Raw genomic sequence first — 26,851 nt, forward strand, 5'->3', positions numbered from 1 at the left:
CCAAGATGCCTCCAAACAGAAACGTCTTCTCTTCCGCATCAGAACTGTTTATCCTAATGTAGTAGAACTCTCTGCATCTTCCCTGCTAAAGAGAGAGGATTTCCAGCAGTTTCTCTGGAAAGTGTCTGATGATACGGTTTTAGTAGTTACAGACATTAATCTCGATGCAGAATATGGGAAAGTATGGCTTCGACTTGTAACAGATAATCGTACGGTTTTGACCTTTAATTTGGTTGATTGCGGTATAGTTTTCTTTGATAAAACCAAATATAAGCAGAATTTTAATGTAAATTATTGATTTGTGCGTAAATTTGTTCCATAAATATTTGGAATTTAAAATAAAAGTATTACTTTTGCAGCCAAAATAATAGAAACGTTAAATTATAGAGCTATGTATTGGACACTTGAATTGGCTTCAAAGCTTGAAGATGCACCATGGCCTGCAACAAAAGAAGAGTTGATTGACTATGCAACTCGCTCTGGTGCGCCTCTAGAAGTTCTAGAGAATTTGCAGGAGATAGAAGACGAAGGCGATGTTTACGAAAGCATCGAAGACATCTGGCCTGATTATCCTTCAAAGGATGACTTCTTGTGGAATGATGACGAGTACTAATCGTTCATCGATTACGATTATCAGTATAAGATAATGGAAATGAGCCATATAGGTGATTTCTCTTGAAATTCCTATATGGCTTTTTGCCGTCTTTTACCGCCAATTTTACCGTTCTAATGGCCTTATTTTACATAATTAAATGATCAATAATCGGTATATCCTGAAATTCTTTCTTTTCTGATCGGTTAATTTCATCTTTTCTTCTCTTATTATTCTCCTTACTTCATACTAAAATCATCTGAAGTTTATAAAAAAGGAGTGATATGATAAACTTTTCTACTATCTTCGCGTACATAGTGCCATAATTAATAAAAAGGTATTTTAATATGGGAAGAATTTCAAGACTTTATCCGAAAGGACGATTGAGACTGCGTATACCAAAGATGGTGCAGTCTGGTAAAAAGTATCCATTGTATATAGAATACAATTGGCATGCTGATTCTATTCGTAAATCAACTGGTATAAGTGTGTCAGTAAAGGAATGGAATGAGAAAGGCTATTGCGGTATTGGTGAAATACGTGCCACGACTGATATTGACTATAAGTATTATAATCATGCTCTTCATAAGCGTATCGAAGACATAGATGTGAAGATACATAAGTATTATGAAATGCATCAACATATTACTTGTGATGTGATTCGATCTTTTCTCGAAGACAATGACAATGCTTTGCGACCTGATGAAGGAAAAGACTTCATAGAGTTTGCTAAAGAGTTGATGGAAAAACGTTATGAGAAAGGTAAGATAGGTTTCAGTACTTGCAAGAATGGTATTTCATATCTCAATCAGTTTGAGGAATACCTGTTGCTTGAACACAAAGGTACACATGGTGAGCATAAGGAATTCATTTATGTCTCAGATATTAGTGAAGACTTATTGCTTGACTTCCGTAAGTATCGACTCTTGGCAAAAAAGAAAGCAACAACAGTCAACAAGACTCTATGTCCGATTCTTCAGGCGTGTGAATATGCTTGTCAGTTAGGTTATATCTCTCATCAGCTTAATGTATCTCTCCAGGACTTGTATATGAAAGAAGAGGACCGGCTTGATGAAGAAGAGAGGAATATCAAGTATCTCACTGAAGAGAGACTTGCTGAGTTAGTTTCCGTTTATAATACCATCGAACAGCCTCGACGAAAAGAGTTTTTGGAGATGTGGCTGTTTGCCTTCCATGCTTGCGGTATGCGAATGGTTGATGTGATGACGCTCCGATGGAAAGACATTGATTTCAACAAGAATTTCATCAGTAAAATACAAGTCAAGACGAGAAACCGAAATACCATACCTTTGAGTGAACCACTCATTCGTATTCTTGAAAAATGGAAGGGTATAAACAAAGTCTTTGTTTTTGATCTATTGCCAGAGAACTTCGATATAAATGACCATGAGGCGATATACCGTCGTAGAAATTCCTGGAATAATACCATCAATACTTCGCTTCGCTGTATATCTCATGATTTAAAATGGAATCAAGACTTGACTTTCCATGTATCAAGACACACTTGGGCAGTTTTAGCGCTTGCACACGGAGCTGAAATCAGTGAGATAAGCAGATTGTTAGGTCACGCTTCAACAGGCGTCACAGAGCGAGTTTATGCAGAATTCTTGCCAGACAACCTTGCGACTGTAGTAAGCAAACTTGGCTTCTGCTTCATTCCTGATATGAATGCCAAACAAAAGAAGGTGGTATCACGCTAAACAGAGTGATACCACCTTCGATCAAATTTGTAGCCTTTATAGTCGAAACTATCAGAATATCTTGTAGTCCTTGCCAGTAAGATTAGAAATTGGCTTGAATAAACGCAATAGAATGAGCCCTATCACGATAAATGCTATTCTGACTATTACTGAACCGCCCATAGTAAAACCGTGCCATACGAGGAAAATGGGTGAGCACATGAGGGCTACGATGATTAGGCACATTAGAGCTGCTAGAAATGTTTTTGGTCCCATACGTCAATAATCTAATGGAGCTATGAAATGATCATCAGGCAGGTCGTGAAAATACTTGCCATCTGCATCATTAGTCACATATGTTTCGTTTTCTGGATCTTCTGTAGCGAAATAGATTTCCAAATCCTTGAAACGATTTTTGAGAAGAACGCGGAAGTCAGTAATCAATGCGAGTTCTTCCGCTTCTATATAGAGAAAGCCTTCTGAAAGTTCGCATTTCTTGATATTACCACAGAGATTGCAAGTCCCATAGTCCACACCAAGAGCTAAGATGATGTTTCCTTCCCAATCATCGGCCTCGTCTTCTTCCATAGCAGGGCGTTCTTTCTGTATGAAAGTCTGATAGAGGTCATATATCTCTTGCAACTCTTCTTGTTTTCCCACAATGTGGTAGCGTACTTTTATATTATGCATTTGGGATGCAAAGATAGCTAAATCTGATTCCATGTCTTGTCAATCGATTTCACTACTGTCCAATAAAAAAGGGCAATTCGATCTTTGAAACAGTTGAATTATAGTCTTTTATGCAGTATTTTGCAATGAAACGGACTTGATTTTGTACAATAGTTCGTTAATAATTCAATAATGTGCTAAGCAGCTATACGCTGTAAGCACGAGAGATCTTTGAAAATCTTGCTAATTAAAGTTCGGTTCGGGATGTACCCGCATGCTTTAAAAATTCGTCTCACCAGATAAATGTTGGTCATCAGTGACTTGAATGAAGACATAGAATATTCCATTCCCATCTCCTTCATAGTTACCTTGGCAACATTTAGTGATGTGAACGAAGCATTGAAAGCAAAATCGAGTTTCCACTTATCGCGAGTCTGGCAGTCCATAAGACCAGTATAGCCTTTGGCGTCACGAAAGCAAAATTCGATCTGAAACCTGGTTCTATAATAAAGAAGTACCTCTTCACCCGAAAGTGAGGTGTCTGTAGAGAAGAATAGTTTCTTCTTGCCATTCGGCATCTGCCAGATGACAAGTCTAACTTTACACTTGAGTGCCTTGGAATAGGCAATCAAAGTATAAGCTGTTCCTTCTATATCTTTCATCTCCATCTTCTCCATTCGAGTGAGGTCAAGATTCTTCATATCAATCTTGCCATCCTTGGTCTTGGGGCGATCACGTTTTCCAGTACGTGGACCAGTATAGACATAAAAGAGACAAGCATTGTCACGAAAGCGGCTTATCAAAGAGAAACCTTCTTTCTTTATCCCATTAACAAATGTACTTGTAGAGAAGTAAGCATCTGCAACTATGAGGGTTGAGAGTTTAAGAAGTTCCTTGCGGTAACGCTTAATGACGCTGATATAGAAATCTACCATAGTCTTGTTTCTAAGACTCAGTTCTTTATTATTTAGCGACTGGTGGGCTCTTAACATCATGCAGTCTTTGGTATCAATATCAATGAGTCCAATACCCATGATTTCGAGACCATGTTTAACAGACTGAGCACATCCTGACCAAAAACGACCGATATGTGGTGTTTTCTTGCCAGCTTTACTGATGTAGCTGGGATCAATGGCAATAGCCCATCTTCCCTGTTTACCCAAGAAGCGCTTGGCAAGTGAGACATTAAGTTTGAGCCAATCAATGCACTTCGACTTTTTCAAGCCGAATGCGTTGCGATAGGTTTGCTCAACATGCAAGCCATACCTCCCCATTTGGGTGAAATTTATCTTTCTTGGTATTACCATGAACAAAATTATCACCTCGATGAGTATTTTCTCGAAACTTTTTGTTATCTTTGCAGCTGAATCTTCAACTGCATCTTTAAAGATATCCATATATTGGTCAAGTCCTGTATTCATGTAATATTGTATTTGTCGTGATCTACAAAGTTACTGAAAATCAGCGACTTGACCAACTTTTTACAGTTAAGTTTTCATAAGCATTTCTTAATATAAGTTATTGATTTACAGACGATTAAATATTAATTTAACGCAGTATTGATTAATAAAGAATATACTACCGCTGATATATGCGCAACAAATTGTGACGCTTGTGATTCATTTCCCTTGAAATCCTTAACAAATACAGCTAAGGTATAGCAGACCTTATTAGGCAGACATATATAGGCTACATCATTCTGAGCTGCAAGAATACCATTTTCATTGACATAACCAGAACCTGTCTTATGTGCTATTACAACCCCTTCTTTATCAAGAAGTGGAGCTACTATCCTATCTATACCTGTTTTACATTCTTTCAATGCATTCTTAATGAAATCTTGTTTCTCATTACTGATAAGACTTTCTGTAAACAAACGATTCATCAACATTGCAGCACCAAGAGGAGATGTGTAATTAGAGTAAGCTTTGTCATGGTCAGCGGACATTTCCTCTTCTGTATAAGCTATCTGAAAACTCGAATGTGGTATGAGTTTCGCTATAAAACTGTCTGTTTGTGCAGTATTGAGCATATTCTTAAACATGATATTGCTTGCATTATTGTCGCTCTGGGAAAGAGTATAGCGCAACAGATCTCTTACTGTCAACGATATAACTGGTGCTGAATAATCTTTCATCATAGGGCTCCATGTCTTTGGATCAAGTTTTTCCCTATTTATCTTTACCAAGGTATCAAGGGAAAGGCCTTTTTTGTCAAAATCATTGCAAAGAGCTAATGCCTGATGAACCTTAAATACACTCATCATAGGATAAATGCTTTTATTATTAACACTAACCGTATCTGTGTTATTAATAATAACCGCCACACCAATTTCACCAGGACAAGCCGAGACAATCTGAGAAATGCTATCAGTCAAAACATCTGTTAATGGAGGATTCGCGCTACCTTTTGTAGCTGATTTATGGGACAATGAGAACACCAAGATGAAGATGCAAACTAAAGCTATACACAAAACTACGATTTGCTTTTTTCTGTTTTTTTTCATGTTCCTTAATTCCGCAACACTATAGTTTAATATTATTTATAAGTGCCTGAGCAACAAAAAAGTTACCCAGGATTTTGCCATGTCAGAATTTTCACTTACCTTAGTGTTGCGAAAAGAAGACAAGCAAAACTCTAATATGACATGGCAAAGATACAAATAAAATCTGAGAAACTCACTCCTTTTGGGGGAATTTTTTCGATTATGGAGCAATTTGATGCTCTTTTAGCTCAAACCATAGATTCCACCTTGGGATTGAGATGCACTATGTTTGGTTATCAATATAGCGAGATTCTACGCTCTCTGATGTGCGTATATCTTTGTGGTGGCTCATGCATTGAGGATGTTACAACTCACCTGATGAAACATTTGTCTCTTCATCCAACTCTTCGCACTTGCAGCGCAGACACCATATTACGTGCTATCGAAGAACTGACTTTTAAGAGCATCACCTATAAGTCTGCTTCTGGCAAATCCTATGATTTCAATACTGCAGACAAGATGAACTGCTTACTGGTCAATGCCCTGCTTGCTACTGGTCAATTGAAATCCGGTCAAGAGTATGATTTTGACTTTGACCATCAGTTCATTGAAACAGAGAAGTATGATGCAAAACCAACCTACAAGAAGTTCTTGGGCTATAGTCCAGGCGTAGCTGTCATTAACGACATGATTGTTGGTATTGAAAATAGAGACGGCAACACAAACGTACGCTTCAACCAAAAAGAAACTTTGGAAAGAATCTTCAAGCGATTGGAGGCTTCGGAAATATATATTTCTCGTGCCCGCATGGATTGCGGCTCATGTTCGGAGGAAATCGTAGATATGGTAGAGGCTCATTGCAGGCATTTTTATATTCGTGCCAACAGATGCTCTTCTTTCTACGATTCCATGTTTGCCTTAACTGGATGGAAAACTGTTGAAATCAACGGTATTGAGTTTGAGTTGAATTCTATCCTTGTTGAGAAATGGAAAGGAAAACCGTATCGTCTTGTCATACAGAGACAAAGGCGAATAGATGGAGACCTTGACATTTGGGAAGGCGAATATACCTACAGATGTATACTGACTAACGATTACAAGTCGAGTGCAAGAGACATCGTGGAATTCTACAATCTTCGTGGTGGCAAGGAACGCATCTTCGATGACATGAACAATGGCTTTGGCTGGAATCGATTGCCAAAATCGTTCATGGCACAGAATACTGTATTCCTGCTTATGACAGCTCTCATCAGAAACTTCTACAAAGCTATTATGCAGAGATTGAAAACCCATGAATTTGGATTGCGTGCCACCAGCAGAATCAAGACCTTTGTTTTCAAGTTCATCTCTGTTCCTGCGAAATGGATTAAGACATCACGTAGGCATGTATTGAACATTTACTCAGACAACAATGCTTATGCCAACCTGTTCAAGACAGACTTTGGTTAAAGACCATGCTTTTCTGGTTAAACCAGCGTATTACCTCAAGTCGCTTTATGGGGTAAGGGGATTTTGTGTCTGCGACATTTCTGTTGTGCAAGAAATATGTACAATAAAATGAATTTTGTCGCTTTGCAAGCAAAATCCCACTAAACCCTATAGGTTGCGGATTTGAGGTAAAGAAGGTTACACAAAAGAACAAATAGCGAAACTTATGTTTATAAATGGTCGTCATCGTAAGACTTCTGACTATTCTCTATATTGGCGAGCCGGAAACTCCATTGTCGTGCAGGTCTTGTCCGCAGTCTTTACTGCAATAATCAAGCAGTATCCAGATTCATTCGGAGAATTTGCCTGTATGTCTCTTAAAGAGTGAAAAACTGCCACGAAAAAAGAGTATCAACGTCGATATTATGCCAGTCATAAGGAAGAACTACAACGCAAGAGCCGTGAGTACCACAGACAGCTAAGAGTGAATAAAAATAAGTGATTGTGGAAAATATTTGCAAAGTTTTCTACATAAAAAAAGTTAATTGAATCGGCGGGGTGTTACACATATCGCTGATTTTTTGTATTTTTGCACCATTAAAGAAAGAAAACGATATGGCAGAAATAGCAAACCGTATATACGAGACAAGTGAAGGGCAGATTCTCTTCATCTCAGACTTCTCTGACATCAATGATAATGAGAAGGTGGTAAGTCGTGCACTTTCTGTAGAAGAAAAAAAGGGAAATATAGTTCGATTAGCTAATGGGGTTTATCTTCGCCCTAAGAATACCCGATTTGGGATAGTCTATCCATCAATAGATGAAATGGTGATGGCTATAGCCCAGCGAGATAAGGTACAAATACAACCTTCAGGAGTTACAGCGCTCAACAAACTTGGACTCTCAACACAGGTGCCTACCAAATATACTTATCTGACATCGGGAAGTGGAAGAGTCTTGACTCTTGGAAATCGGACTATAGAGTTGAAGAGAAGTGTTCCTAAGAACTTTGCTTTTCAGACTGTGTTGGCAGCGCTTCTTGTACAAGCTCTTAGAACATTAGGACAAAAGAATGTAGGTAATCAAGAACTCTCTACCATTAGAAAATTGGTCAATGAAGAGGAACATAAAGACTTGTTTGTACAAGATCTTACTCTCATGCCAGTATGGATGAGAAAGCTGATAACTGATATAATAGATAAAAACGAGCATTATGACACTTTGGTTAAATCACACAATAGATGAACGAATAGCAATGTTGCAACGTGCGGAAGAGAAGTTTCGTATTAATCAGGTTGCAATTGAAAAGGACTGGTGGGTAACTGTGGTGCTCAACGCTCTTTTCAAATGTTCATGTGCAGATCAACTCATCTTTAAGGGAGGTACAAGTCTCAGTAAAGGATGGAATTTGATAGAAAGATTCAGTGAGGATATAGATTTATCTGTAAACCATGAATTCTTCGGTATAGAGAAGACGACAAAGAATCAGCGTGAAAAGCTTCGCAAGAAGGCACGTAGGTATTTTCTTGATACAGTTTCAGCAGAGTTGGATGAAAATCTAAAGAAACTTGGTGTGGAAGGATACCATATAGAAAATGTAGTAGAGGAAATTGATGAGGATGGTAAGGCAAGTCCCGTTGCAAGTGATAAGGATCCATCTGTCATTCTCGTTCATTATGAGTCTATGCTTGGTCATACGATAGAGTATATTCCGCCAAGAGTTAAGATAGAGATTAGTTGCTTGTCTATGAATGAACCTACGGAAGACCGTTTGATTTCATCATATATTGAGCAGACTTTCCCTGGAGAAGATGCGGCGGCTACAGCTACGGTCAGAACAGTTGTGCCTACTCGAACATTCCTAGAGAAGGCATTCCTGCTATGCGAGGAATTTCAGAAACAGACTCCTCGTCATGTCCGAATGTCTAGACATCTTTATGATCTCGAACGCTTGATGGATACAGAATTTGGCAAACAAGCCCTGCAGGATATTGATTTGTATGAGCGTATAGTTAAGCATCGTTCCATATACTATGCTGTTGGGTATGTAGATTATTCTAAGTTGATGCCTAGTGAGATTGATTTCGTTCCTAGGCAAGAGTTGATGAAGGATTGGGAAGGTGATTATGCAGAGATGTGTAACCACTTTATCTATGGTTAGACTTTATCTTTCGAAAAACTTTTAGAGCGAATCAAGGAGTTGCAAGATAGGTTTAGAAAAGCCTTTTAGCGACTTTTACTCCTTAATAAAATGTTCAATAAAAAAGTTAGAAGGCTATAAGTGTTTGGTATTCAGCCCTAATATTCCTCTGGAATGATGACGAGTATTAATCTCGATGATAGGGCTGCTCTCTTATAAGAGGGTAGCCTTTTTCATCTTTTGTTTCTTGCTTATATATAATAATGTGTAAGAAATTCCGTTATCTTATTGTGTTGAAAAGATTTATCATTATATGGATTCTGCTAGTGGGGGTGCTCGAAATGAGGGCACAGTATGATCCTTCCTTCAGTCATTATTTTGACATGGAACCATCATTCAATCCTGCTGCTGTGGGTAAGCAGTCGAAACTTAATGTTGCGGCGGCCTACGCGCTTGATATGGCTGGATTCGAACATAACCCCCGTACCTTTCAGGTGGCGGCTGACATGCCTTTCTTCTTGCTCAATCACCGGCATGGAGTAGGCTTGTCGCTACAGAATGACCAGATTGGTCTTTTTACTCATCAGCGACTGGCTTTACAGTATGCTTTGCAGAATAAACTCCTGGGTGGAACGCTGAGCGTGGGTGTGCAAGGAGGCATGCTGAGTGAGAAGTTTGATGGAAGCAAGGTGGATTTGGGAGAAAGTGGTGACCCTGCCTTTTCTACTTCAGACGTAAATGGAAGCGGAATGGATTTGAGCCTGGGTCTGTATTACCAGCATAAGGCTTGGTACGTAGGACTTTCTGCCCAGCATCTTACATCGCCTACGATAAATCTAGGTGAGACCAACGAATTGAAAATAGATGCCACATATTATTTGACAGGTGGATACAATATTCGACTGAGAAATCCGTTCTTAACAATAAAGCCGTCTGTTCTTGTTACAACAGATGGTACCACATGGCGAGGCGACCTGACAGGAAGGTTAGTTTACCAATATGAGAAACGGATGTTGTATGGTGGTGTGACCTACAGTCCGGACAGATCGGTAACCGTGCTGGTAGGCGGTAGTTTTCATGGGGTAGTGCTTGGTTACAGTTACGAGGCATACACCTCCAAACTCAGTGCAGGAAATGGCAGTCATGAACTCTTTGTAGGGTATCAGACCGAGATCAACCTGACCAAGAAAGGCAGAAACCGCCATCAGAGCGTCAGAATATTATAATGTAAATAGAAATAAGAACATAGTAGAATCATAAAACAATGAAGAAAAGTATATTGCTCCTTAGTGCATTCGCTATATTGCTCACCTTGAGCGGCTGCTTCGGTGCCAAGCAAGCTTCTGTTGCAGGCAGAGGTGGCGAGGTGGTTGGCGTGAGCGGTAGAAGCTTTGTAGAGCCAGCCCCTTATGGTATGGTAAAGATAAACCGTGGCTTCCTGAAAATGGGAATGGAGACCCAAGACTCACTCTGGGGAATGAAAACACCACGCAAGGATGTGTCGGTGGATGGATTCTGGATGGATGATACCGAAATCACCAATTCAGAATATAAGCAGTTTGTGGCTTATGTGCGCGATTCTATTCTTCGTACCCGTCTGGCTGATCCTGCTTATGGAGGCGACGAGACTTACATGATTACTGAAGATAAGAATGGCGATCCGGTTACACCTCATGTAAACTGGAAGAAAGCGCTGCCTAAGAAACCTAATGAGGATGAGCAGAGAGCTTTTGAAAGTTTGTATGAAACCAATCCGGTTACAGGAGAAAAACTCATCGACTGGCGCCAGCTCAACTATAAATACGAAATCTATGATTATACAGCTGCGGCTCAGCGTAAGTTCCGCCTGAATCCACAGGAACGTACCTTCAACACCGATGTGAAGATAAATCCGGACGAGGTGGTGATGATTTCGAAAGATACTGCTTATTACGATGATGAGGGTAGAGTAGTGCGTGAGACTATCAACCGTCCGCTTTCAGGACCATGGGATTTCCTGAATACCTATATCGTGAATGTTTATCCTGACACTACCTGTTGGGTAAACGACTTCAGAAATGCAGAGAATGAAACCTATCTGAGAAGTTATTTCAGCAATCCTGCGTATAATGACTATCCGGTAGTCGGTGTTACCTGGGAACAGGCAAATGCCTTCTGCGCCTGGAGAACAGACTATCTGTTGAAGGGTTTAGGTCCTGAAGCTAGATATGTGCAGCGTTACCGTCTGCCAACCGAGGCAGAATGGGAATATGCTGCAAGAGGCAAGAACCAGAATGAATTTCCTTGGGACAATGCGGATGTGAAGAATGGGGATGGCTGTTTTTACGCCAATTTCAAACCAGACAGGGGCAACTATACCAAAGACGGCAACCTGATAACCAGTAAGGTGGCTATCTATTCGCCAAATTCTAATGGACTTTACGATATGGCTGGTAATGTGGCAGAGTGGACAAGTACCGTTTATACAGAGGCGGGTGTTGACGCAATGAGCGATTTTAACCCAACTTTACAGTATAATGCTGCCATAGAAGATCCTTACCGTTTGAAGAAGAAGAGTGTAAGAGGTGGTTCCTGGAAAGACCCAGAGTCGTTTATCCGTTCGGCATGGCGCACTTTCGAGTACCAGAATCAGCCTCGCTCATACATCGGATTCCGTTGTGTGAGAAGTTTTGCTACTACGGCTAGCGGAAAACAGAAACCATTGAAGAATAAGAATAGGAGATAAATAATATGAGCTATTATAGCAAATTCAATATCGTATACCGCTTACAGAAGTGGATGGATAGTGTGCCGGGTCAGACATTCCTTAACTATGCTTACAGCTGGGGTGCCTCTATCGTAATCGCTGGTACCCTCTTTAAGTTGACCCATCTTCCTGGTGCCAATCTCATGCTTTTCTTAGGTATGGGAACCGAGATTCTCGTGTTCTTCCTTTCTGCTTTCGACCGTCCTTTCGACAAGACTGCCGAAGGTAGAGACTTGCCTACCCATGCTACAGAGGAGTATCTGGAAGGAAAGGTGTCGGCTGAAGAAATGATGACTGCCAAGAATCGTTCTGAAACCATTCAACCTCAGGTTTCTTCTCCTGTCTCTCCTGTAATGACTGCTGCGCCAGAACTGACTCCACTTAATCCTGAGGTGGTGGAAGTTCAGAACAGCTACGTAGAACAGTTGAAGAGCCTGGTAGAAACCTTGAGTAAGGTAAACGAACAGAGTAGCCGACTGACTCGTGACAGCGAGGAGATGGAGAATCTGAACCGTACCTTGACAGGTATCAGCAGGGTATACGAGATGCAGCTGAAAAGTGCCAGCCAGCAGATTGGTACCATTGACCAGATCAATGAGCAGACCAAGATGATGGCAAAGCAGATAGAACAGTTGAACAAAATTTATACCCGTATGATTGATGCCATGACCATCAATATGCGTGTGGCGGCTCCTCATGTAACAAGTGAAGAGTAAAGACGAAGAAAATAAATAGAATCAAGCAAATTTATATCCATGGCAATCAAGAAAAGACCGGTTTCGCCTCGCCAGAAGATGATTAACCTGATGTATGTCATCCTGATGGCTATGTTGGCGCTGAATACTCCTACAGATGAGGAATTCGGTGTCAAAGGCAAGTCTGTTGTCGAGAAAATCAAGAAAAGTCTTGCCGATGATGGGAAGAAATCGGATGAGGAGAAGAAAAATATAGATCTGGTAGAACTGAATGTGAATGAACTCGATGCATTCGTTATTCCAGAGAAAACAACCCTCTATGCCGGTGAACGTTTCAATTCGCATGTGGTGATGGCTGCAATAGACAGTACACAGCGCCCGGAAATCTATGTGAATGGTAGTAGGCTGAATGCCGAGAATGGCAGATACAGTTTTGTGGCAGGTGGCGTAGGTGAGCATCAGTTTGGCGGTTACATTCTGATGAGAGGCAAGAATGGCGAGATGATGCGACGCAATTTCGTTCAGAAATACACCGTATTGCCTGTTCCTAATACAGCTACCGTTGCTGCCGACCTGATGAATGTGCTCTATGCAGGCTATGCCAATCCTATCAGCATCAGCGTTCCTGGTGTTCCGGCAAATGCTATCTCTGCTTCCATGACAGGCGGTTCTTTCGTAGCTAAGGGCAATGGTCATTTCGTGGCTACACCTTCAGCGGTGGGTAAGGATGTTACCATCCATGTGACAGCCCGCGATAAGGGACAGGTGAGAAGTCTGCCTCCATTCGTATTCCATGTAAGAAAACTTCCTGACCCAACAGCTTATATTGCGATGGGTACAGATAGATTTAGAGGTGGTGCTCTATCGAAAGGTGCTCTGATGGGTGCTCCAGGCATTCATGCAGCCATAGATGACGGACTCCTTGATATTCCGTTTAAGGTGCTGGGCTTCGAAACCATATTCTTTGATAATATGGGAAATGCCATACCTTTGGCTTCGGCGGGTTCCAATTTCTCAGAACGACAGCGCGAAGAGTTCAGAAAACTGTCAAGAAACCGACGCTTCTATATCTCGCATATCAAGGCTGTAGGTCCTGATGGAATTACCCGAAATCTGCCGGCAGCAATGGAAGTTATCGTTAGGTAAGTGAAGTAAGTGAAGAACGAAGAGTGAAGAAACAACGTTCGGCGTCCGAAGGGAAAGCCAATTCAACGGCTTTACTTATCATACATCAAGTTCAAAGTTCAATGTTCAAAGTTCAATGTAATGAAAAAGATATTATTCATATTCATGCTTTTGGGAATGGTGCAGAGCATCATGGCACAGCCAGCGGCTCGCAGAAAGCAGGCTCAGCAAAAGGCACAACAGTCGAATGCTGACAATATGACCTTGCGTGCCAAACTTTATTTCCCTACAGCCATCCCGATGGATGAGGACGTGGTTTGGAGAAGAGACATCTATCGTGAACTCAATCTCACAGATGATGCCAATGCTGCCTTGTATTATCCTGTAGAGCCAACAGATGGTAAGATGAATCTCTTTACCTATATCTTTAAACTGATGTTTACGGGTAAAGTGCCTGTTTATCAGTATCGTATGGATGGTAATGAAGACTTCTCTGCAGCCAACCGTCTTACTCCGAAAGCATTCGTAGATAATTATCATATCTACTACGAGAAGACTGATAACGGAAAGGTGCATATTGATGACAGCGATATTCCATCAGCTGAAGTGAAGGCGTACTATGTGAAGGAGACTTCTTATTATGACCAGAAAACAGCTTCTTTCCATACCAAGGTATTGGCTTTGTGCCCTATCATGACCCGTGATGATGACTTTGGAGATGTAGGAAACAAGTATCCGCTCTTCTGGGTGAAGTATGATGATCTGGCTCCTTTCCTGGCTAAGCAGCAGCTGATGACCAGTAATGTGAACAATGCTGCTGTGATGAGTGCAGAAGATTATTTTACCAAGAATCTGTATCAGGGTAAAATCTACAAGACCAATAATATGCAGGGCAATACTCTGGCACAATACTGTCCTTCGGATACGGCTATGGCGAAGGAACAGAAGCGCATTGAGGCTGAGTTGGAAGCCTTTGAGAAGAATATCTGGGGTAATCAGGCTAGGAAGGATTCTCTTGACAGTATTGCCAAGGCTGAAAAGAATATGGATGCCAAGACTCTGAAGAAAAGCCGTAACAGAAGAAGTGGTTCTGCATCTAAATCAGCTAAGACTTCTACTGTTAAAAAACGCAGGTCAGGAGGAAGCAATGTTTCTTCTGGTGGCTCAGCTAGGGTAACGGTTCGTAGAGAGCGTCATTAATTTATATAAGAATTAAAGTAAATATAGAATGAAGAAAGTTTTATCAGTATTAATGGTTGTAGCAGCCATGATGTTTGCTACAAATGCTAATGCCCAGATTAAGTTTGGTTTGAAGGGCGGTTTGGATGTTACTAACATGTCTTTGAGTAACGATGTATTCGATGCATCTAACAAGACTGGTTTCTTTGTAGGTCCAATGGTAAAGGTTACTATCCCTGTTGTTGGCTTGAGCTTTGATGCTGCTGCCTTGTACGATCAGAAGGAAGCTAAGGTTTCTGCTGAGAATGTAGAGACAACAATGACTCAGAAATCTCTTAATATTCCTGTAAACGTACGTTATGGCTTCGGTTTGAGCAGCTTGGCTAATGTTTTCGTTTTCGCTGGTCCACAGTGGGGTATCAACGTTGGTGACAAGAACTTCAAGTGGAATGATTCCAGCTGCTATTCTCTGAAGAAAACAAACTTCAGCGTAAACGTAGGTTTGGGTGTTACCCTGCTGAGCCATCTCCAGCTCTCTGCGAACTATAACATCGCTTGCGGTAAGACTGCTGATGCAACCTGGAAGGATGTAAGCAGCAATGTTATTGAGAAGGGTAACAGTAAGAATAACTGTTGGCAGATTGCTTTGGGTTATTGGTTCTAATCTCGTAAAAGAACAGGACAGATTATGGGTGAGAACATCGTATGGTCTCGCCTAGTACATCTTAAAATATATAAAAGCAGGTATCCGATGATGGGTATCTGCTTTTTTTTTGCTAACTTTGCAAGTCGAAAGTCTGAATAACGGATATTTCAAGGTTAAAGAAGATTAGATATGAAGTATGTAGATGTGATATTACCCCTTCCGCTCGACGGAACCTTTACTTATTCTGTCCCTGATGGGATGGAAGGGAAAGTTGTGCCTGGGGTACGCTTACTGGTTCCTCTTGGTAAAAGTAAGAAATATATCGCAATGGCTACCCGGCTGCATGATGATAAGCCTGCATTCTCCTGCAAACCTGTCGAGGCGGTACTTGACAGTACCCCTTCGCTGTTGCCTCAGCAGATGAGATTGTGGCAATGGATTGGCTATTATTATATGGCTCCGTTAGGCGATGTCTATAATGCTGCTATGCCAGGTGGACTGAAGTCTACAGAGAAATTCAAGCCCAAGATGGAACTCTATGTAGAACTTGCCAGTACGTACCGTAGTGAGCAGGCACTTCATGTAGCGCTCAACCTGGTGCAGAGAGCCTTGAAGCAAGCCAAGACTTTAACCACCTTTCTGAGTCTCTCGCATTGGGACAGTCTTGATGGCGATACGCCTAGGGAAGGCATAAAAAAAGTGACCAAGGAAGAACTGATGAACGAGAGCCATTGTACGGCTGCTGTTGTCAAGGCGCTTATCGACAGGGGAATTCTCTTTACTTATGAATTGGAAATAGGACGATTGAATACGAATGGAGAATCTCATCTAGATCTGATTAAACCTCTCTCATTGGCACAGCAAGATGCCTATAATGGTATCCTGATGCAAATGATGAAAAAGGATGTTGTATTGCTTCATGGTGTGACATCCAGCGGAAAGACGGAAATCTACATTCATCTTATCAGAAAAGCCATTGAGGAGCATAAGCAGGTGCTCTATCTTCTGCCGGAAATCGCTCTGACCGTACAAATCATGGAGCGCCTTCATAGAGTTTTCGGCGACCGGCTGGGCATCTACCATTCTAAATATAGTGATGCTGAGCGTGTAGAAATCTGGCAGAAACAACTCTCTGATCATCCCTATGATGTAATCCTGGGTGCAAGAAGTGCCGTCTTCCTGCCTTTTAAGGCTTTGGGACTCGTCATCATAGACGAAGAGCACGAGACTTCCTTTAAACAACAGGATCCTGCTCCGCGCTACCATGCCAGAAGTGCTGCCATAGTGCTTGCCAAGATGTATGGGGCAAAGACATTATTGGGTACGGCTACGCCTTCGATGGAGAGTTATTATAATGCGCAGCAAGGTAAGTATGGACTGGTAGAACTGAAGACAAGATACAAAGGTATTCAGTTGCCGGAAATTCAGGTGGTAGATGTAAAAGACTTGCGCCGCCGTAAGATGATGAGCGGTCCTTTCTCTCCACAGCTTTTGGCTGCAGTAAGAGAGGCTTTGAAGAATGGGCAACAGGCAATTCTCTTTCAGAATCGTCGTGGTTTTGCGCCGATGGTTGAATGTAAGGTATGTGGTTGGGTGCCGAAATGTAAGAACTGTGATGTCTCGCTTACGTTACACAAAAGCATTAACCTGCTGACTTGCCATTATTGTGGTTACACTTATCCGGTTCCTACGGAATGTCCTAACTGTGGCAGTACGGAAATCATGGGACGTGGTTTTGGTACCGAGAAGATAGAAGACCAGATAGCTGAAATCTTTCCGGAAGCCAAGATTGCCAGAATGGATTTGGATACAACACGTACACGAAATGCCTACGAACGTCTTATCGCAGACTTCTCTGAAGGCAGGACGAATCTTCTCATAGGCACACAGATGGTTTCTAAGGGTCTCGATTTCGATAAGGTAAGTGTAGTTGGCATCCTGAATGCTGATTCGATGCTCAACTATCCCGATTTCCGTGCCTACGAGCATGCTTTCATGATGATGGCACAGGTGAGTGGTAGAGCTGGAAGAAAAGGTAAACGTGGCTTGGTGATTCTACAGACCAAGAATCCTACCTTGCCTGTCATCGGACAGGTGGTGCATAATGATTATGAAGGCTTGTATCAGGGTATTCTGGAGGAGAGAAGAACTTTTCATTATCCACCTTTCTTTCACCTGATTAATGTGTATGTAAAACATAAATATGATAAGGTATGCGAACAGGCTGGCTATGAACTAAGCAAAACGCTGAGAAGCTGGTTTGGCGAGCGTGTGTTGGGACCGGATAAACCTGCTGTGGCAAGGGTTAAAACGATGAACATTCGAAAGATTGTTATCAAACTGGAAAATGGTATTGATCAGCAGAAGGTAAGAGAATATCTGAAGTTTGCTCAGCAACAGATGGGAAAGGATCCGAGATATGGAGCTCTGCAGATTTATTATGATGTAGACCCATTGTAGTTTCCTGGACATCCTTTTCTCTGGTAGAATGGAAGAAAATATGATTGGTAAATAAAATTAAAAAGGCTATCCGTTACTTGTTGCAAGAACGGGTAGCCTTTTAATTATGATATTTGTAGTTATGTTTAAAAGTTGATGTCAAGACCTACTGCAAATACGTTGTTGTTACGTGTGTAGTCAGAACTGTAGGTCTTTCCTATTAGTTCTACATTCTCTGAAGTCTTCTTGTGCTGATAGAAGGTATGGAAGTAAGCTACGTTCAGATCCATCTTCTTATTGATGTGATAAACACCACCGATAGCTGCAGAGTTGGAACTGACAACGAATGATTTGTCGTCCATGTATTCATCGCTCAAGCCATAGTTGGTATTCTGCCAACCTGTACTCAAGGTAATCTTCTTGTTGACATCCACTTCAACACCTGCGTTGTACTCCAAGGTACCGCGCTTTAACTTCTCCTGTCGGTTGTTGTAAGATGTAGCGTGCTTGTCATCGAACCAGTGGAAACCTACGTTTACTCTAACTGCATCGACAGGGCTATAGCCAACACCGAGTGCCAGATAAGCAGGAATATCACCAGCAATCTTCTTGCCATCCTCATATTCACCGATAGCCTCTTCGAGCTCTGTATCGAACTGAGTCTTCAAGCCAGCCATTGTCTTTACTACATCACCGTTAGTCAAAACAGCTTGAGTAGTATTTGTTGCAGTGGCTAGAGCTTTCTCTGGAGTCATACCCTTATTTGTGAATACTTGAGTCAATGTTCCAACCATCTGTCTGGACAAGTTGTCTGGGAGAGCACTGATACTAGGAGCCTGATTTACAGACTTGTTCTTCAAACGTATGCGAGTCTTGAACTCATATTTTGCAGAGAAGTTCCACTTGCCTGTCTTGAAGTCTACACCGATGATAGGAGTAAAGCCGATGCCGCTCTGATCACAGCTCAATTCAATGTTGGCTGCATTTTCCTTGTTAGGGTCGAGTACCTTGTAAAGAGGCATGTTGCCTACCTTGATGTTTTCAACATATCCATAGTAGTTTGTTGAAGCATAAACGCCACGCACGCCTGCAAATGCGCTGAAGTTGTCGCTGAATTTATATGCAGCACCTACAGAGAGACCATAATAGTATTGACGTCCATGCATATAGCTATTGTAACTATATTCGCCTTTCTGTCCGAATGCTTGGTCGGTTGTAAACATTTGCATTCCTGGCTGTCCAAGTGTATTGCCCAATACGTTGTCAACAGTTCTTGCCAAACCGCAAGCAGCCATTGCTGTCTCAGCTACGATCTTTTCGAAAGAGCCCAGACCATTATCGAAGGTACACTTGCCACCGCCACCCGTGAGGGCGAAGCTAGCCTGGAGTGACCATCTACCTTTATTATAAGCATACTGGAATGAAGGGATGACAGGTGCAAAAGCCTCACCCTTGAATGTACGAGGAGTAATAGGATTGTTCACATTGTTTGTGAACAGAGCATAATCATTTTCAATGCTACGTGTTTGGTAAGCCAACTGCCAGTTGATGGCGAGATGGTGACCTTCACCCATGAATACAACTCCGGCTGGATTGTAATAAACACCGTCGATACCAATTGAAGCCTCACGGCTCATCATTCTGTTGAATGCTACATGTTGATTGGTGTTGGTGAGCAAACCGCCTGCAAAAGATGGGGTTGCACAAGCCATCGCAATGGCCAAACCAACTAATTTTAGTTTCTTCATCTTAATAATATTAAATAAAAACGTCCGCAAAGGTAACTATAATGTTCTATTTCACTATTGGTTTTATTAAATATTTAAAACATATTAACGCAAAAAGCCCTTTCTCTTGCACAGATTTGAAAAACTGTGCAAGAAAAAGGACTTTTATCGGTTATGTTTTACCTTTTTGTATATCCGTTTATACGCTTTACGGCATAAGAACTTCACGAATTGTATCTTTACTCTTGTTCTTTAGACTCCTGACTCGTCTTTTTGCCGGCATTCTGTCTTACGTTCAAGTGAGGATACGAAATACGGGTATGGTAAATAGCCTTGAGTCGTTCGATGAGTACTTGTTTAGCGAGAGCAATGTCTCGGAACGTGATAGGGCACTCCTTGAAGAAACCATCTGCCACCTGTCCGTCGATGAGTTTATTGACGAGGTTACTGATGCTTTCTTCTGTATATTCGTTCAGAGAGCGCGAAGCCGCTTCAACCGTATCTGCCATCATCAGAATGGCCTGTTCGCGAGTAAATGGGTTTGGTCCAGGATATTGGAACTGCGACTTATCAATCACCTCTGTAGGGTGAGCATTACAGTAATTAATATAGAAATACTTGGTGATGCCCGTTCCGTGATGAGTAGTGATGAAATCCTTTATGATGCCTGGCAGACCAACCTTCTCTGCCATCTTCAGACCTTCTGAAACATGGCTTATGATAATCTGTGCACTCTCAAGGTCGCTTAACTGGTCGTGAGGATTAACGCCCGCCTGATTCTCTGTGAAGAAAACAGGGTTAGTCATCTTACCGATATCATGATAGAGTGCTCCGGTACGTACCAGGAGACTGTTGGCTCTGATGCGGTTGGCAATCTCTGCTGCCAGGTTACCTACGGTGATAGAATGCTGGAAGGTGCCTGGAGCAATCTCACTCAGGTTGCGGAGTAATCCCTTGTTGGTATTTGACAACTCGAAAAGTGTAACATTAGATGTAAATCCAAACATCTTTTCTATAATGTACATGAGCGGATAAGAGAGTAGCAGGAAGATGCCGTTTACGGTAAAGTAGGTATACATACTGGCATCTACGTTGAACACCTGGTTGTCCTGCATCAGCTGAAGGGCAAGATATACTACACTGCTGGCTATAGTTACCAACAGGGCTGTGATGAATATCTGCGAGCGCTTGCTGAGTTCACGCAAACTGTAAATAGCAACAAGACCTGCTACCAGCTGTACGATGATAAACTCGTATTGGTATTTTACAGCTGCTGCACAAATAAGAATCATCGTAACGTGGCTGATAAAGGCTGTACGCGAGTCCATAAATACACGTACGAAGATAGGCGCCATGGCAAATGGGATGATATAGACGCTGAAGAAATTGTGTTTCATCATGAGCGACACAAAGATAGGGAAAAGCGTAATCATCGCATAAAGCATGGTAATGCTGCGCGGCTTATCAAAATAGTCTTTTCTGAAAAGTGAGAGATAAGAGGTAAACAGCATGACAAGAATGAAGATAAACAGTACCTGTCCGATGATAGTGGTTGTCAGTTCTTCCTGGGTAGAACTGCGGCGCTTCATCTCCTTATCGAATGAATTGAGCACCCGATAGGTGTTGTTCGTAATCACTTCACCACGATCCACAATCTTCTGACCGCTCATCACCATTCCGCTTGCCAGTGGAATGCTGCTCATCATGTCGGCTTTCTCTGCCTCGCTTCTTCCCTTATCGTATATGACGTTGGCTTCAACATAATTGTTGAGGTTGCAACGGGATAAAAGCTGTCGCTGGGTTGCCAGTTTCTCATCGTAGAAGATGCGTTCGTAAGCGGCAATAGTAGAGTAGAACGAACCGATAGGTACGCTCTTCACATTCTTTCCGTTGATAATTCGTATCATACTGGTAGAATCTTTGTAGATACGATTATATTCCGTGGTAGCGATGATGCCGGTCTGATAAAGGCGCTGAAGCTGGTGGGCTATGAGTCCCACATATTCTTTTGGCAAACCTGGTACACCTTGGCTGAAGTCGTGCAGGAAACGGCTCACCTGTTCGCTGCCGATGGATTCATTGACAGAATAATAAGGTTGGAATTGCTTCATCAGCGAATCCTGTTCACGCTTGATAGCTTCATCGGTCTTATAGATCGGAAAGTCAAATTTTGCAATGACGGAACCATACATCCATGGCTTTCCAACATCGTACCGGAACATCCTTCCTTCGTTGCGAGGAAGGAACCAAACAATGATAGCAACGGTAATTAATATCAAAACCGTTTTTGTGGCGAAATTGCGCCAATAGTTCTCTTCTGGGTTGTTAAATATGCTCATTTTCCTACTTTTTTCTTACTTATTTCGTTTTACAGTGCGAAAATACGAAAAAAAACGGCTAAAATCGCAAAAAAAGATGTAAATTTGCAGAAAAATTTGAAAATAGCTATAAAAAGACATGGCAGATAGAAAAGTAAGGGTGCGTTTTGCCCCTAGTCCAACGGGTGCATTGCACATTGGCGGTGTTCGTACCGCTCTGTATAATTATTTGTTTGCTCGCCAACATGGAGGTGAGCTGGTGTTCCGTATTGAGGATACAGATTCTCATCGTTTCGTGCCTGGAGCCGAAGAATATATCCTGGAATCTTTCAAGTGGCTGGGTATCCAGTTTGACGAGGGTGTAAGTTTCGGTGGAGAGCATGGACCTTATCGCCAGAGTGAACGTCGTGATATCTATAAGCAGTATGTTCAGCAGCTTCTGGATAATGATAAGGCGTATATTGCTTTTGATACTCCTGAGGAGTTGGAAGCGAAACGTGCCGAAATCCAGAATTTCCAGTATGATGCTCATACTCGTATGCAGATGCGCAACTCTCTGACTCTTTCTAAGGAAGAGGTTGATAAGCTGATTGCTGACGGAAAGCAGTATACTGTACGTTTCAAGATTGAACCGGGACAGGAAATTCACGTGAACGATATGATTCGTGGTGATGTGAAGGTAATGAGTGATATCCTGGATGATAAGGTGCTTTACAAGAGTGCTGATGAATTGCCAACTTATCACCTGGCAAATATCGTAGACGACCACCTGATGGAAATCTCTCATGTAATCCGTGGTGAGGAGTGGTTGCCTAGTGCGCCTTTGCACGTACTTCTTTATAAGGCTTTCGGTTGGGAAGATACCATGCCTCGTTTTGCGCATCTTCCTTTGCTTCTTAAGCCTGAAGGTAAAGGTAAGCTGAGTAAGCGTGATGGCGACCGCCTCGGTTTCCCGGTATTCCCGCTGGAGTGGCATGATCCTAAGACTGGCGAGGTTTCTTCCGGTTATCGTGAGAGTGGCTACTTCCCAGAGGCTGTAGTCAACTTCCTGGCGCTCCTCGGCTGGAATCCTGGTACAGAACAGGAAATCTTCTCTCTTGATGAACTGGTGAAGGCTTTTGATATTTCACGTTGCTCTAAGGCTGGTGCCAAGTTCGACTTCAAGAAGGGAATCTGGTTCAACCACGAATACATTCTGATGAAGAGCGATGATGAAATAGCTAACCTCTTTGCCCCTATTGTTGCCAACAATGGTGTAGAGGAAACTCTGGACCGCGTAAAGCAGGTGGTACACATGATGAAGGATCGTGTGAACTTCGTCTATGAATTGTGGCCATTGTGTTCTTTCTTCTTCATTGCTCCTACAGAGTATGATGCTAAGACAGCCAAGAAGCGCTGGAAGGAATATTCTGCACAGCAGATGACAGAACTTGCTGATGTGCTTGAAGGTATTGAGGATTTCTCTATCGAAGGTCAGGAACCTGTCGTGATGAAATGGGTAGAGGATAAGGGCTATAAGCTGGGTGATGTGATGAACGCATTCCGTCTGACTCTCGTAGGTGAGGGTAAGGGCCCGGGTATGTTCGATATCTCTGCCTTCCTTGGCAAGGAGGAAACTCTGCGCCGTCTTCGCAAGGCAATCGAAGTTTTGGGTTAATTCACAATAATTTCTCTCTGAATGGCTTTCTGCAGAATATTGCTGAAGGCTATTCAGAGAGTTCACGTATTTATAGATAGTAACCAATATAAAGAAATATCATGATCTATAATATCGTAATATATTTCGTCCTTTGGGGCATAGCCATTGCAAGTCTGTTCAATGAAAAGGTGCGCAAGATGTGGCGTGGTGAGCGTGAGGCTTTCAAAATATTGAAGCAGAAGGTAGATCCTAACGCTAAGTACATTTGGTTTCATGCTGCATCGCTCGGTGAGTTTGAACAGGGACGACCTTTGATGGAACGTATCCGCAAGGACTATCCTCAGTATAAGATTTTGCTTACCTTCTATTCTCCTTCAGGTTATGAGGTGCGCAAGAACTATGAGGGAGCTGACATCATCTGTTATATGCCGGTGGATACTCGGTTGAACGCCATCCGTTTCCTTAGATTGGTACGTCCTGTGATGGCTTTCTTCATCAAGTATGAGTTCTGGTCTAATTTCCTTCATATCCTGAAGCATCGCAACATTCCTACTTATAGCGTGAGCAGTATCTTCCGCGAGGATCAGGTGTTCTTCAAATGGTATGGAAGAAACTATGCTGGAGTGCTGAAGTGCTTTACCCGTTTCTTCGTACAGAACGAAGAGAGTAAGCGATTGCTCGAAGGTATCGGCATCACGGCTGTGGATGTGGTAGGAGATACCCGTTTCGACCGTGTTCTCCAGATAAAGGAGGCTGCCAAGCAATTGCCGATTTGCGAGGCTTTCAGAACAGGAGTAGCTTCATCTCAGTCTGCGGATGTACCACATCATGATTTCAAGGTATTTGTTGCCGGTAGCTCTTGGCCACCAGATGAGAATATCTTTATACCTTTCTTTAATGAGCATAAGGATTGGCGCCTGCTGATTGCTCCTCATGTCATTGCTGAAGAGCATCTGAAGTTGATTCTTTCTCTGATAAAGGGCAAGAAGGTGGTGCGCTATACGCAGACTACTCCTGAGGAAGCTGCGGAGGCTGATGTCTTGATCATCGATTGTTTCGGATTGTTGAGCAGTATGTACAACTATGGTGATGTGGCTTATATCGGTGGTGGCTTTGGTGTAGGTATTCATAACACCTTGGAGGCTGCCGTATGGAATATGCCGGTTATCTTTGGCCCGAACAATAAAAAGTTTCAGGAGGCTCAAGGCTTGCTGAAATCGGGTGGAGGTTTTGAAATCAATACCTATGAGGATTTCTCAGGCTTGATGAGTTCTCTGATGAATGATGAGACCTTCCTGAAACAGGCTGGCGATAAGGCTGGCACCTTCGTGGCTCATTTGGCTGGCGCTACTGATAAGGTCTTGACAAGTGTAAAGTTGTAATTTATAGTATCCTATACAAGAAAAGGTCTCATGAATGTTTTTCTTCATGAGACCTTTTATTATTTATGTGCCGTAAACCAGGCATCCTGCCTTTATTTGATAATGCGGTAGTAATCCTCTTTTCTTGGTTTTACGGTATGAGGATGCGAAGAAGCATAACCCAAGGCTAAGGCACCGATACCCATCAGCCCCTCTGGAAGATTCCAGTCCTTCATCAGCTTCTTGCCTTCTTCTGATGCAAACATGCCGTCTTCACGGTTAATCCAGCAAGATGCAAGGCCGATAGAGTGGGCAGCAAGCATCATATTGCCTAAGATAAGGCTGCCATCTTTCACACCATTAACGTTGCTTTCTGGTGCCAGAACGATAACGATGGTTGGCGCTCCATAGTAAGGATCGCTTTCTACACCCATGATTTCTGCGTTCATCTTGCGAAGCTGGGCGCAAATCTCAGGATTCTGAACGGCAATGATGAAAGGCTCCTGGGTTCCATGACCTGTTGCTGCCCATGTGCCGGCTTCCAATACCGTCTTCAACTCTTCGTCGGTAATCTGATCTGCCTTGAAGCGACGAATGCTTCTTCTCTCCTTAATGGCTTTTAAAACTTCATTTTCCATCTTATCTTGTTTTAAATATTTTATTTAGAAATCTTTTCTCTTTCTTCGCTCTTTTATGCAGGGCATCCGCTTAAATCCTCTTCATCCATATACTGGCTGAGAACCCGAGCAATGCGAATCAGGCCCTGCATCAGGGTCTTGCGAGGACAGGCGATGTTGAGGCGCAGGTAGCCCTGACCAGCCTTTCTGCCATACATCGTACCACTGTTGACGAATACCTTACCATCGTTCATCAGCTTTTCGTAAGCCTCGTCGCTAGATAATTCGAATGGCAGAATGTCGAGCCATACCAGGTAGGTGCCTTCAAGGCGGGTAACGCGAACTTGTGGCAATTCGGTATTGAAGAATTCCTTTACTGCCTGATAGTTCTCGTAGAGATATTGGTTCAATTCATCCAGCCATTCTTCTCCCTCATTGTAAGCTGCCTGGAGAGCGATGACGCCGAATGGGTTTACGTCACAAACCTCGTTGATGTTGATGGCACGGTTGATGCGGCGGCGCAATGTTGCATCCGGACAGATAATGTTGGCTATCTGAAGTCCTGCAATATTGAATGACTTTGATGGAGAATTCAATACTACGCAGTTGTCGCGGCAAGCTTCGCTGATGCTGGCAAATGGAGTATACTGATAGCCTGGCATGATGAGCTCGCAATGAATTTCATCTGCGATGACCTTTACCCCGTGCTTGAGACAGATGTCATTCATTCGCTCCAGTTCCTCTTTCTTCCATACCCTTCCGGCTGGATTGTGAGGATTGCAGAGGATGAAGGCTGTGGTCTTCTCATCGGCACATTTGCGCTCGAAGTCTTCGAAATCTATCTCATAAGTGCAGTTGCCCACACGTTTCAGTTCGTTTTCTACTACTTCGCAGCCGCTGTTTGTAATGCAGGAGAAGAAGCAGTTGTACACAGGAGTCTGCACCAAAACCTTCTCGCCAGGCATGCAGATGGCTTTCAGACAGCAGGAAATGGCTGGTACAACGCCTGAAGTATAGAGTATCCAGTCTTTCTCTATCTTCCACTGGTGGCGGCGGGAGAACCAGCTGATGATAGCCTCGTAATAAGAATCAGGTACGAGGGTATAGCCGAAGATGCCATGAGCTACGCGCTTCTGCAGAGCTTCGATGATGCAGGGAGCAGTCTGGAAGTCCATATCTGCTACCCACATCGGAATAACGCCGTCTTCCTTCACCAAATCCCATTTGTATGAGTTGGTTCCACGACGTTCGATGATTTCATCAAAATTGTATTTCATATTTGTTTTCTATCTATGTTGTTTCTTCTATCTATATAGGATAATTCTCTTATTTATATAGGATAATT

21 protein-coding genes and 1 pseudogene (1 of these 22 running past the window's edge) are annotated in these 26,851 nt (G+C 42.4%); 15 read left to right on the forward strand and 7 right to left on the reverse strand.

Annotation, left to right across the window (positions count from 1 at the left end; genetic code table 11):
• From FO447_RS13890 to FO447_RS13900, 3 genes are all read left to right on the forward strand, one after another.
• A protein-coding gene (locus FO447_RS13890; protein WP_151201837.1) for a hypothetical protein crosses the window boundary here: on the forward strand, window positions 1-298 show its 3' portion. Its footprint begins 185 nt before the window's first position; 298 of the gene's 483 nt are visible here — the last part of the coding sequence; the start codon falls outside the window, past its left edge; its stop codon occupies window positions 296-298.
• A 93-nt stretch (window positions 299-391) separates the two neighbouring features.
• A complete protein-coding gene (locus FO447_RS13895; RefSeq protein ID WP_006848869.1) occupies window positions 392-613 on the forward strand; it encodes a DUF2795 domain-containing protein in 222 nt (73 codons plus the stop codon).
• 326 nt (window positions 614-939) lie between these two features.
• The gene (locus tag FO447_RS13900) at window positions 940-2,313 is read left to right on the forward strand and encodes a tyrosine-type recombinase/integrase (protein WP_200756886.1); all 1,374 of its coding nucleotides are present in this window, start codon (window positions 940-942) and stop codon (window positions 2,311-2,313) included.
• Window positions 2,314-2,571: 258 nt separating this feature from the next.
• On the opposite strand, the gene FO447_RS13905 is transcribed toward FO447_RS13900, so the two are convergent.
• The 3 genes from FO447_RS13905 to FO447_RS13915 form a co-directional block, all read right to left on the reverse strand.
• Window positions 2,572-3,015, reverse strand: a complete 444-nt coding sequence (locus FO447_RS13905; protein ID WP_147337160.1) for a hypothetical protein — start codon at window positions 3,013-3,015, stop codon at window positions 2,572-2,574.
• Between the two features lie 143 nt (window positions 3,016-3,158).
• Entirely contained in the window at window positions 3,159-4,382 is a 1,224-nt protein-coding gene (locus tag FO447_RS13910) for a transposase (protein ID WP_200756887.1), read from the reverse strand.
• Between the two features lie 122 nt (window positions 4,383-4,504).
• Window positions 4,505-5,467, reverse strand: a complete 963-nt coding sequence (locus tag FO447_RS13915; RefSeq protein ID WP_118082167.1) for a CfxA family broad-spectrum class A beta-lactamase — start codon at window positions 5,465-5,467, stop codon at window positions 4,505-4,507.
• A 141-nt stretch (window positions 5,468-5,608) separates the two neighbouring features.
• Here FO447_RS13915 and FO447_RS13920 point away from each other — a divergent pair, with 141 nt between their 5' ends.
• The 10 genes and pseudogenes from FO447_RS13920 (at window position 5,609) to priA (ending at window position 17,865) form a co-directional block, all read left to right on the forward strand.
• Entirely contained in the window at window positions 5,609-6,895 is a 1,287-nt protein-coding gene (locus tag FO447_RS13920; RefSeq protein WP_200756500.1) for an IS1380 family transposase, read from the forward strand.
• 594 nt (window positions 6,896-7,489) lie between these two features.
• Window positions 7,490-8,119, forward strand: coding sequence for a DUF6088 family protein (locus FO447_RS13925; protein ID WP_089543958.1), 630 nt, complete (start codon window positions 7,490-7,492; stop codon window positions 8,117-8,119).
• A 10-nt stretch (window positions 8,120-8,129) separates the two neighbouring features.
• On the forward strand, window positions 8,130-9,035 hold the full coding sequence (locus FO447_RS13930; protein ID WP_367397237.1) for a nucleotidyl transferase AbiEii/AbiGii toxin family protein: 906 nt from the start codon (window positions 8,130-8,132) through the stop codon (window positions 9,033-9,035).
• 242 nt (window positions 9,036-9,277) lie between these two features.
• Window positions 9,278-10,240: a PorP/SprF family type IX secretion system membrane protein gene (locus FO447_RS13935; protein ID WP_200756891.1), complete on the forward strand. Its 963-nt coding sequence runs from the start codon at window positions 9,278-9,280 to the stop codon at window positions 10,238-10,240.
• Window positions 10,241-10,278: 38 nt separating this feature from the next.
• Window positions 10,279-11,739: an SUMF1/EgtB/PvdO family nonheme iron enzyme gene (locus tag FO447_RS13940; RefSeq protein WP_118085876.1), complete on the forward strand. Its 1,461-nt coding sequence runs from the start codon at window positions 10,279-10,281 to the stop codon at window positions 11,737-11,739.
• A 5-nt stretch (window positions 11,740-11,744) separates the two neighbouring features.
• Entirely contained in the window at window positions 11,745-12,476 is a 732-nt protein-coding gene (gldL, locus tag FO447_RS13945) for a gliding motility protein GldL (protein WP_118085877.1), read from the forward strand.
• A 228-nt stretch (window positions 12,477-12,704) separates the two neighbouring features.
• Window positions 12,705-13,601 (forward strand): annotated as a pseudogene (gldM, locus tag FO447_RS13950) (gliding motility protein GldM); the annotation flags it as partial.
• A gap of 120 nt (window positions 13,602-13,721) precedes the next feature.
• A complete protein-coding gene (gene gldN / locus FO447_RS13955) occupies window positions 13,722-14,780 on the forward strand; it encodes a gliding motility protein GldN (protein ID WP_200756895.1) in 1,059 nt (352 codons plus the stop codon).
• 28 nt (window positions 14,781-14,808) lie between these two features.
• Window positions 14,809-15,423, forward strand: a complete 615-nt coding sequence (locus tag FO447_RS13960) for a porin family protein (protein WP_117727221.1) — start codon at window positions 14,809-14,811, stop codon at window positions 15,421-15,423.
• Between the two features lie 171 nt (window positions 15,424-15,594).
• A complete protein-coding gene (gene priA, locus FO447_RS13965; protein WP_117727220.1) occupies window positions 15,595-17,865 on the forward strand; it encodes a replication restart helicase PriA in 2,271 nt (756 codons plus the stop codon).
• A 125-nt stretch (window positions 17,866-17,990) separates the two neighbouring features.
• Here the strand turns inward: priA and FO447_RS13970 are convergent, their stop codons facing one another.
• Together FO447_RS13970 and FO447_RS13975 are read right to left on the reverse strand one after the other, a co-directional pair.
• Window positions 17,991-19,592, reverse strand: a complete 1,602-nt coding sequence (locus FO447_RS13970; RefSeq protein WP_200756897.1) for an OmpP1/FadL family transporter — start codon at window positions 19,590-19,592, stop codon at window positions 17,991-17,993.
• A gap of 218 nt (window positions 19,593-19,810) precedes the next feature.
• Window positions 19,811-21,910, reverse strand: a complete 2,100-nt coding sequence (locus tag FO447_RS13975; protein ID WP_118079733.1) for an HD family phosphohydrolase — start codon at window positions 21,908-21,910, stop codon at window positions 19,811-19,813.
• Between the two features lie 118 nt (window positions 21,911-22,028).
• Between FO447_RS13975 and gltX the strand changes: the two genes are divergently transcribed.
• Window positions 22,029-23,546 (forward strand): glutamate--tRNA ligase, encoded by a 1,518-nt coding sequence (gltX, locus tag FO447_RS13980; protein WP_022122130.1) that lies wholly within the window; start codon window positions 22,029-22,031, stop codon window positions 23,544-23,546.
• 104 nt (window positions 23,547-23,650) lie between these two features.
• Window positions 23,651-24,910, forward strand: a complete 1,260-nt coding sequence (locus FO447_RS13985) for a 3-deoxy-D-manno-octulosonic acid transferase (RefSeq protein ID WP_200758599.1) — start codon at window positions 23,651-23,653, stop codon at window positions 24,908-24,910.
• 92 nt (window positions 24,911-25,002) lie between these two features.
• Here FO447_RS13985 and FO447_RS13990 read toward each other — a convergent pair whose 3' ends face one another.
• Window positions 25,003-25,527, reverse strand: a complete 525-nt coding sequence (locus tag FO447_RS13990) for a nitroreductase family protein (RefSeq protein WP_200756899.1) — start codon at window positions 25,525-25,527, stop codon at window positions 25,003-25,005.
• A 53-nt stretch (window positions 25,528-25,580) separates the two neighbouring features.
• Entirely contained in the window at window positions 25,581-26,783 is a 1,203-nt protein-coding gene (locus FO447_RS13995; protein ID WP_022122133.1) for a MalY/PatB family protein, read from the reverse strand.
• Window positions 26,784-26,851 lie beyond the last annotated feature (68 nt).

It is taken from the genome of Segatella copri (assembly GCF_015074785.1).
Lineage (GTDB): Bacteria > Bacteroidota > Bacteroidia > Bacteroidales > Bacteroidaceae > Prevotella.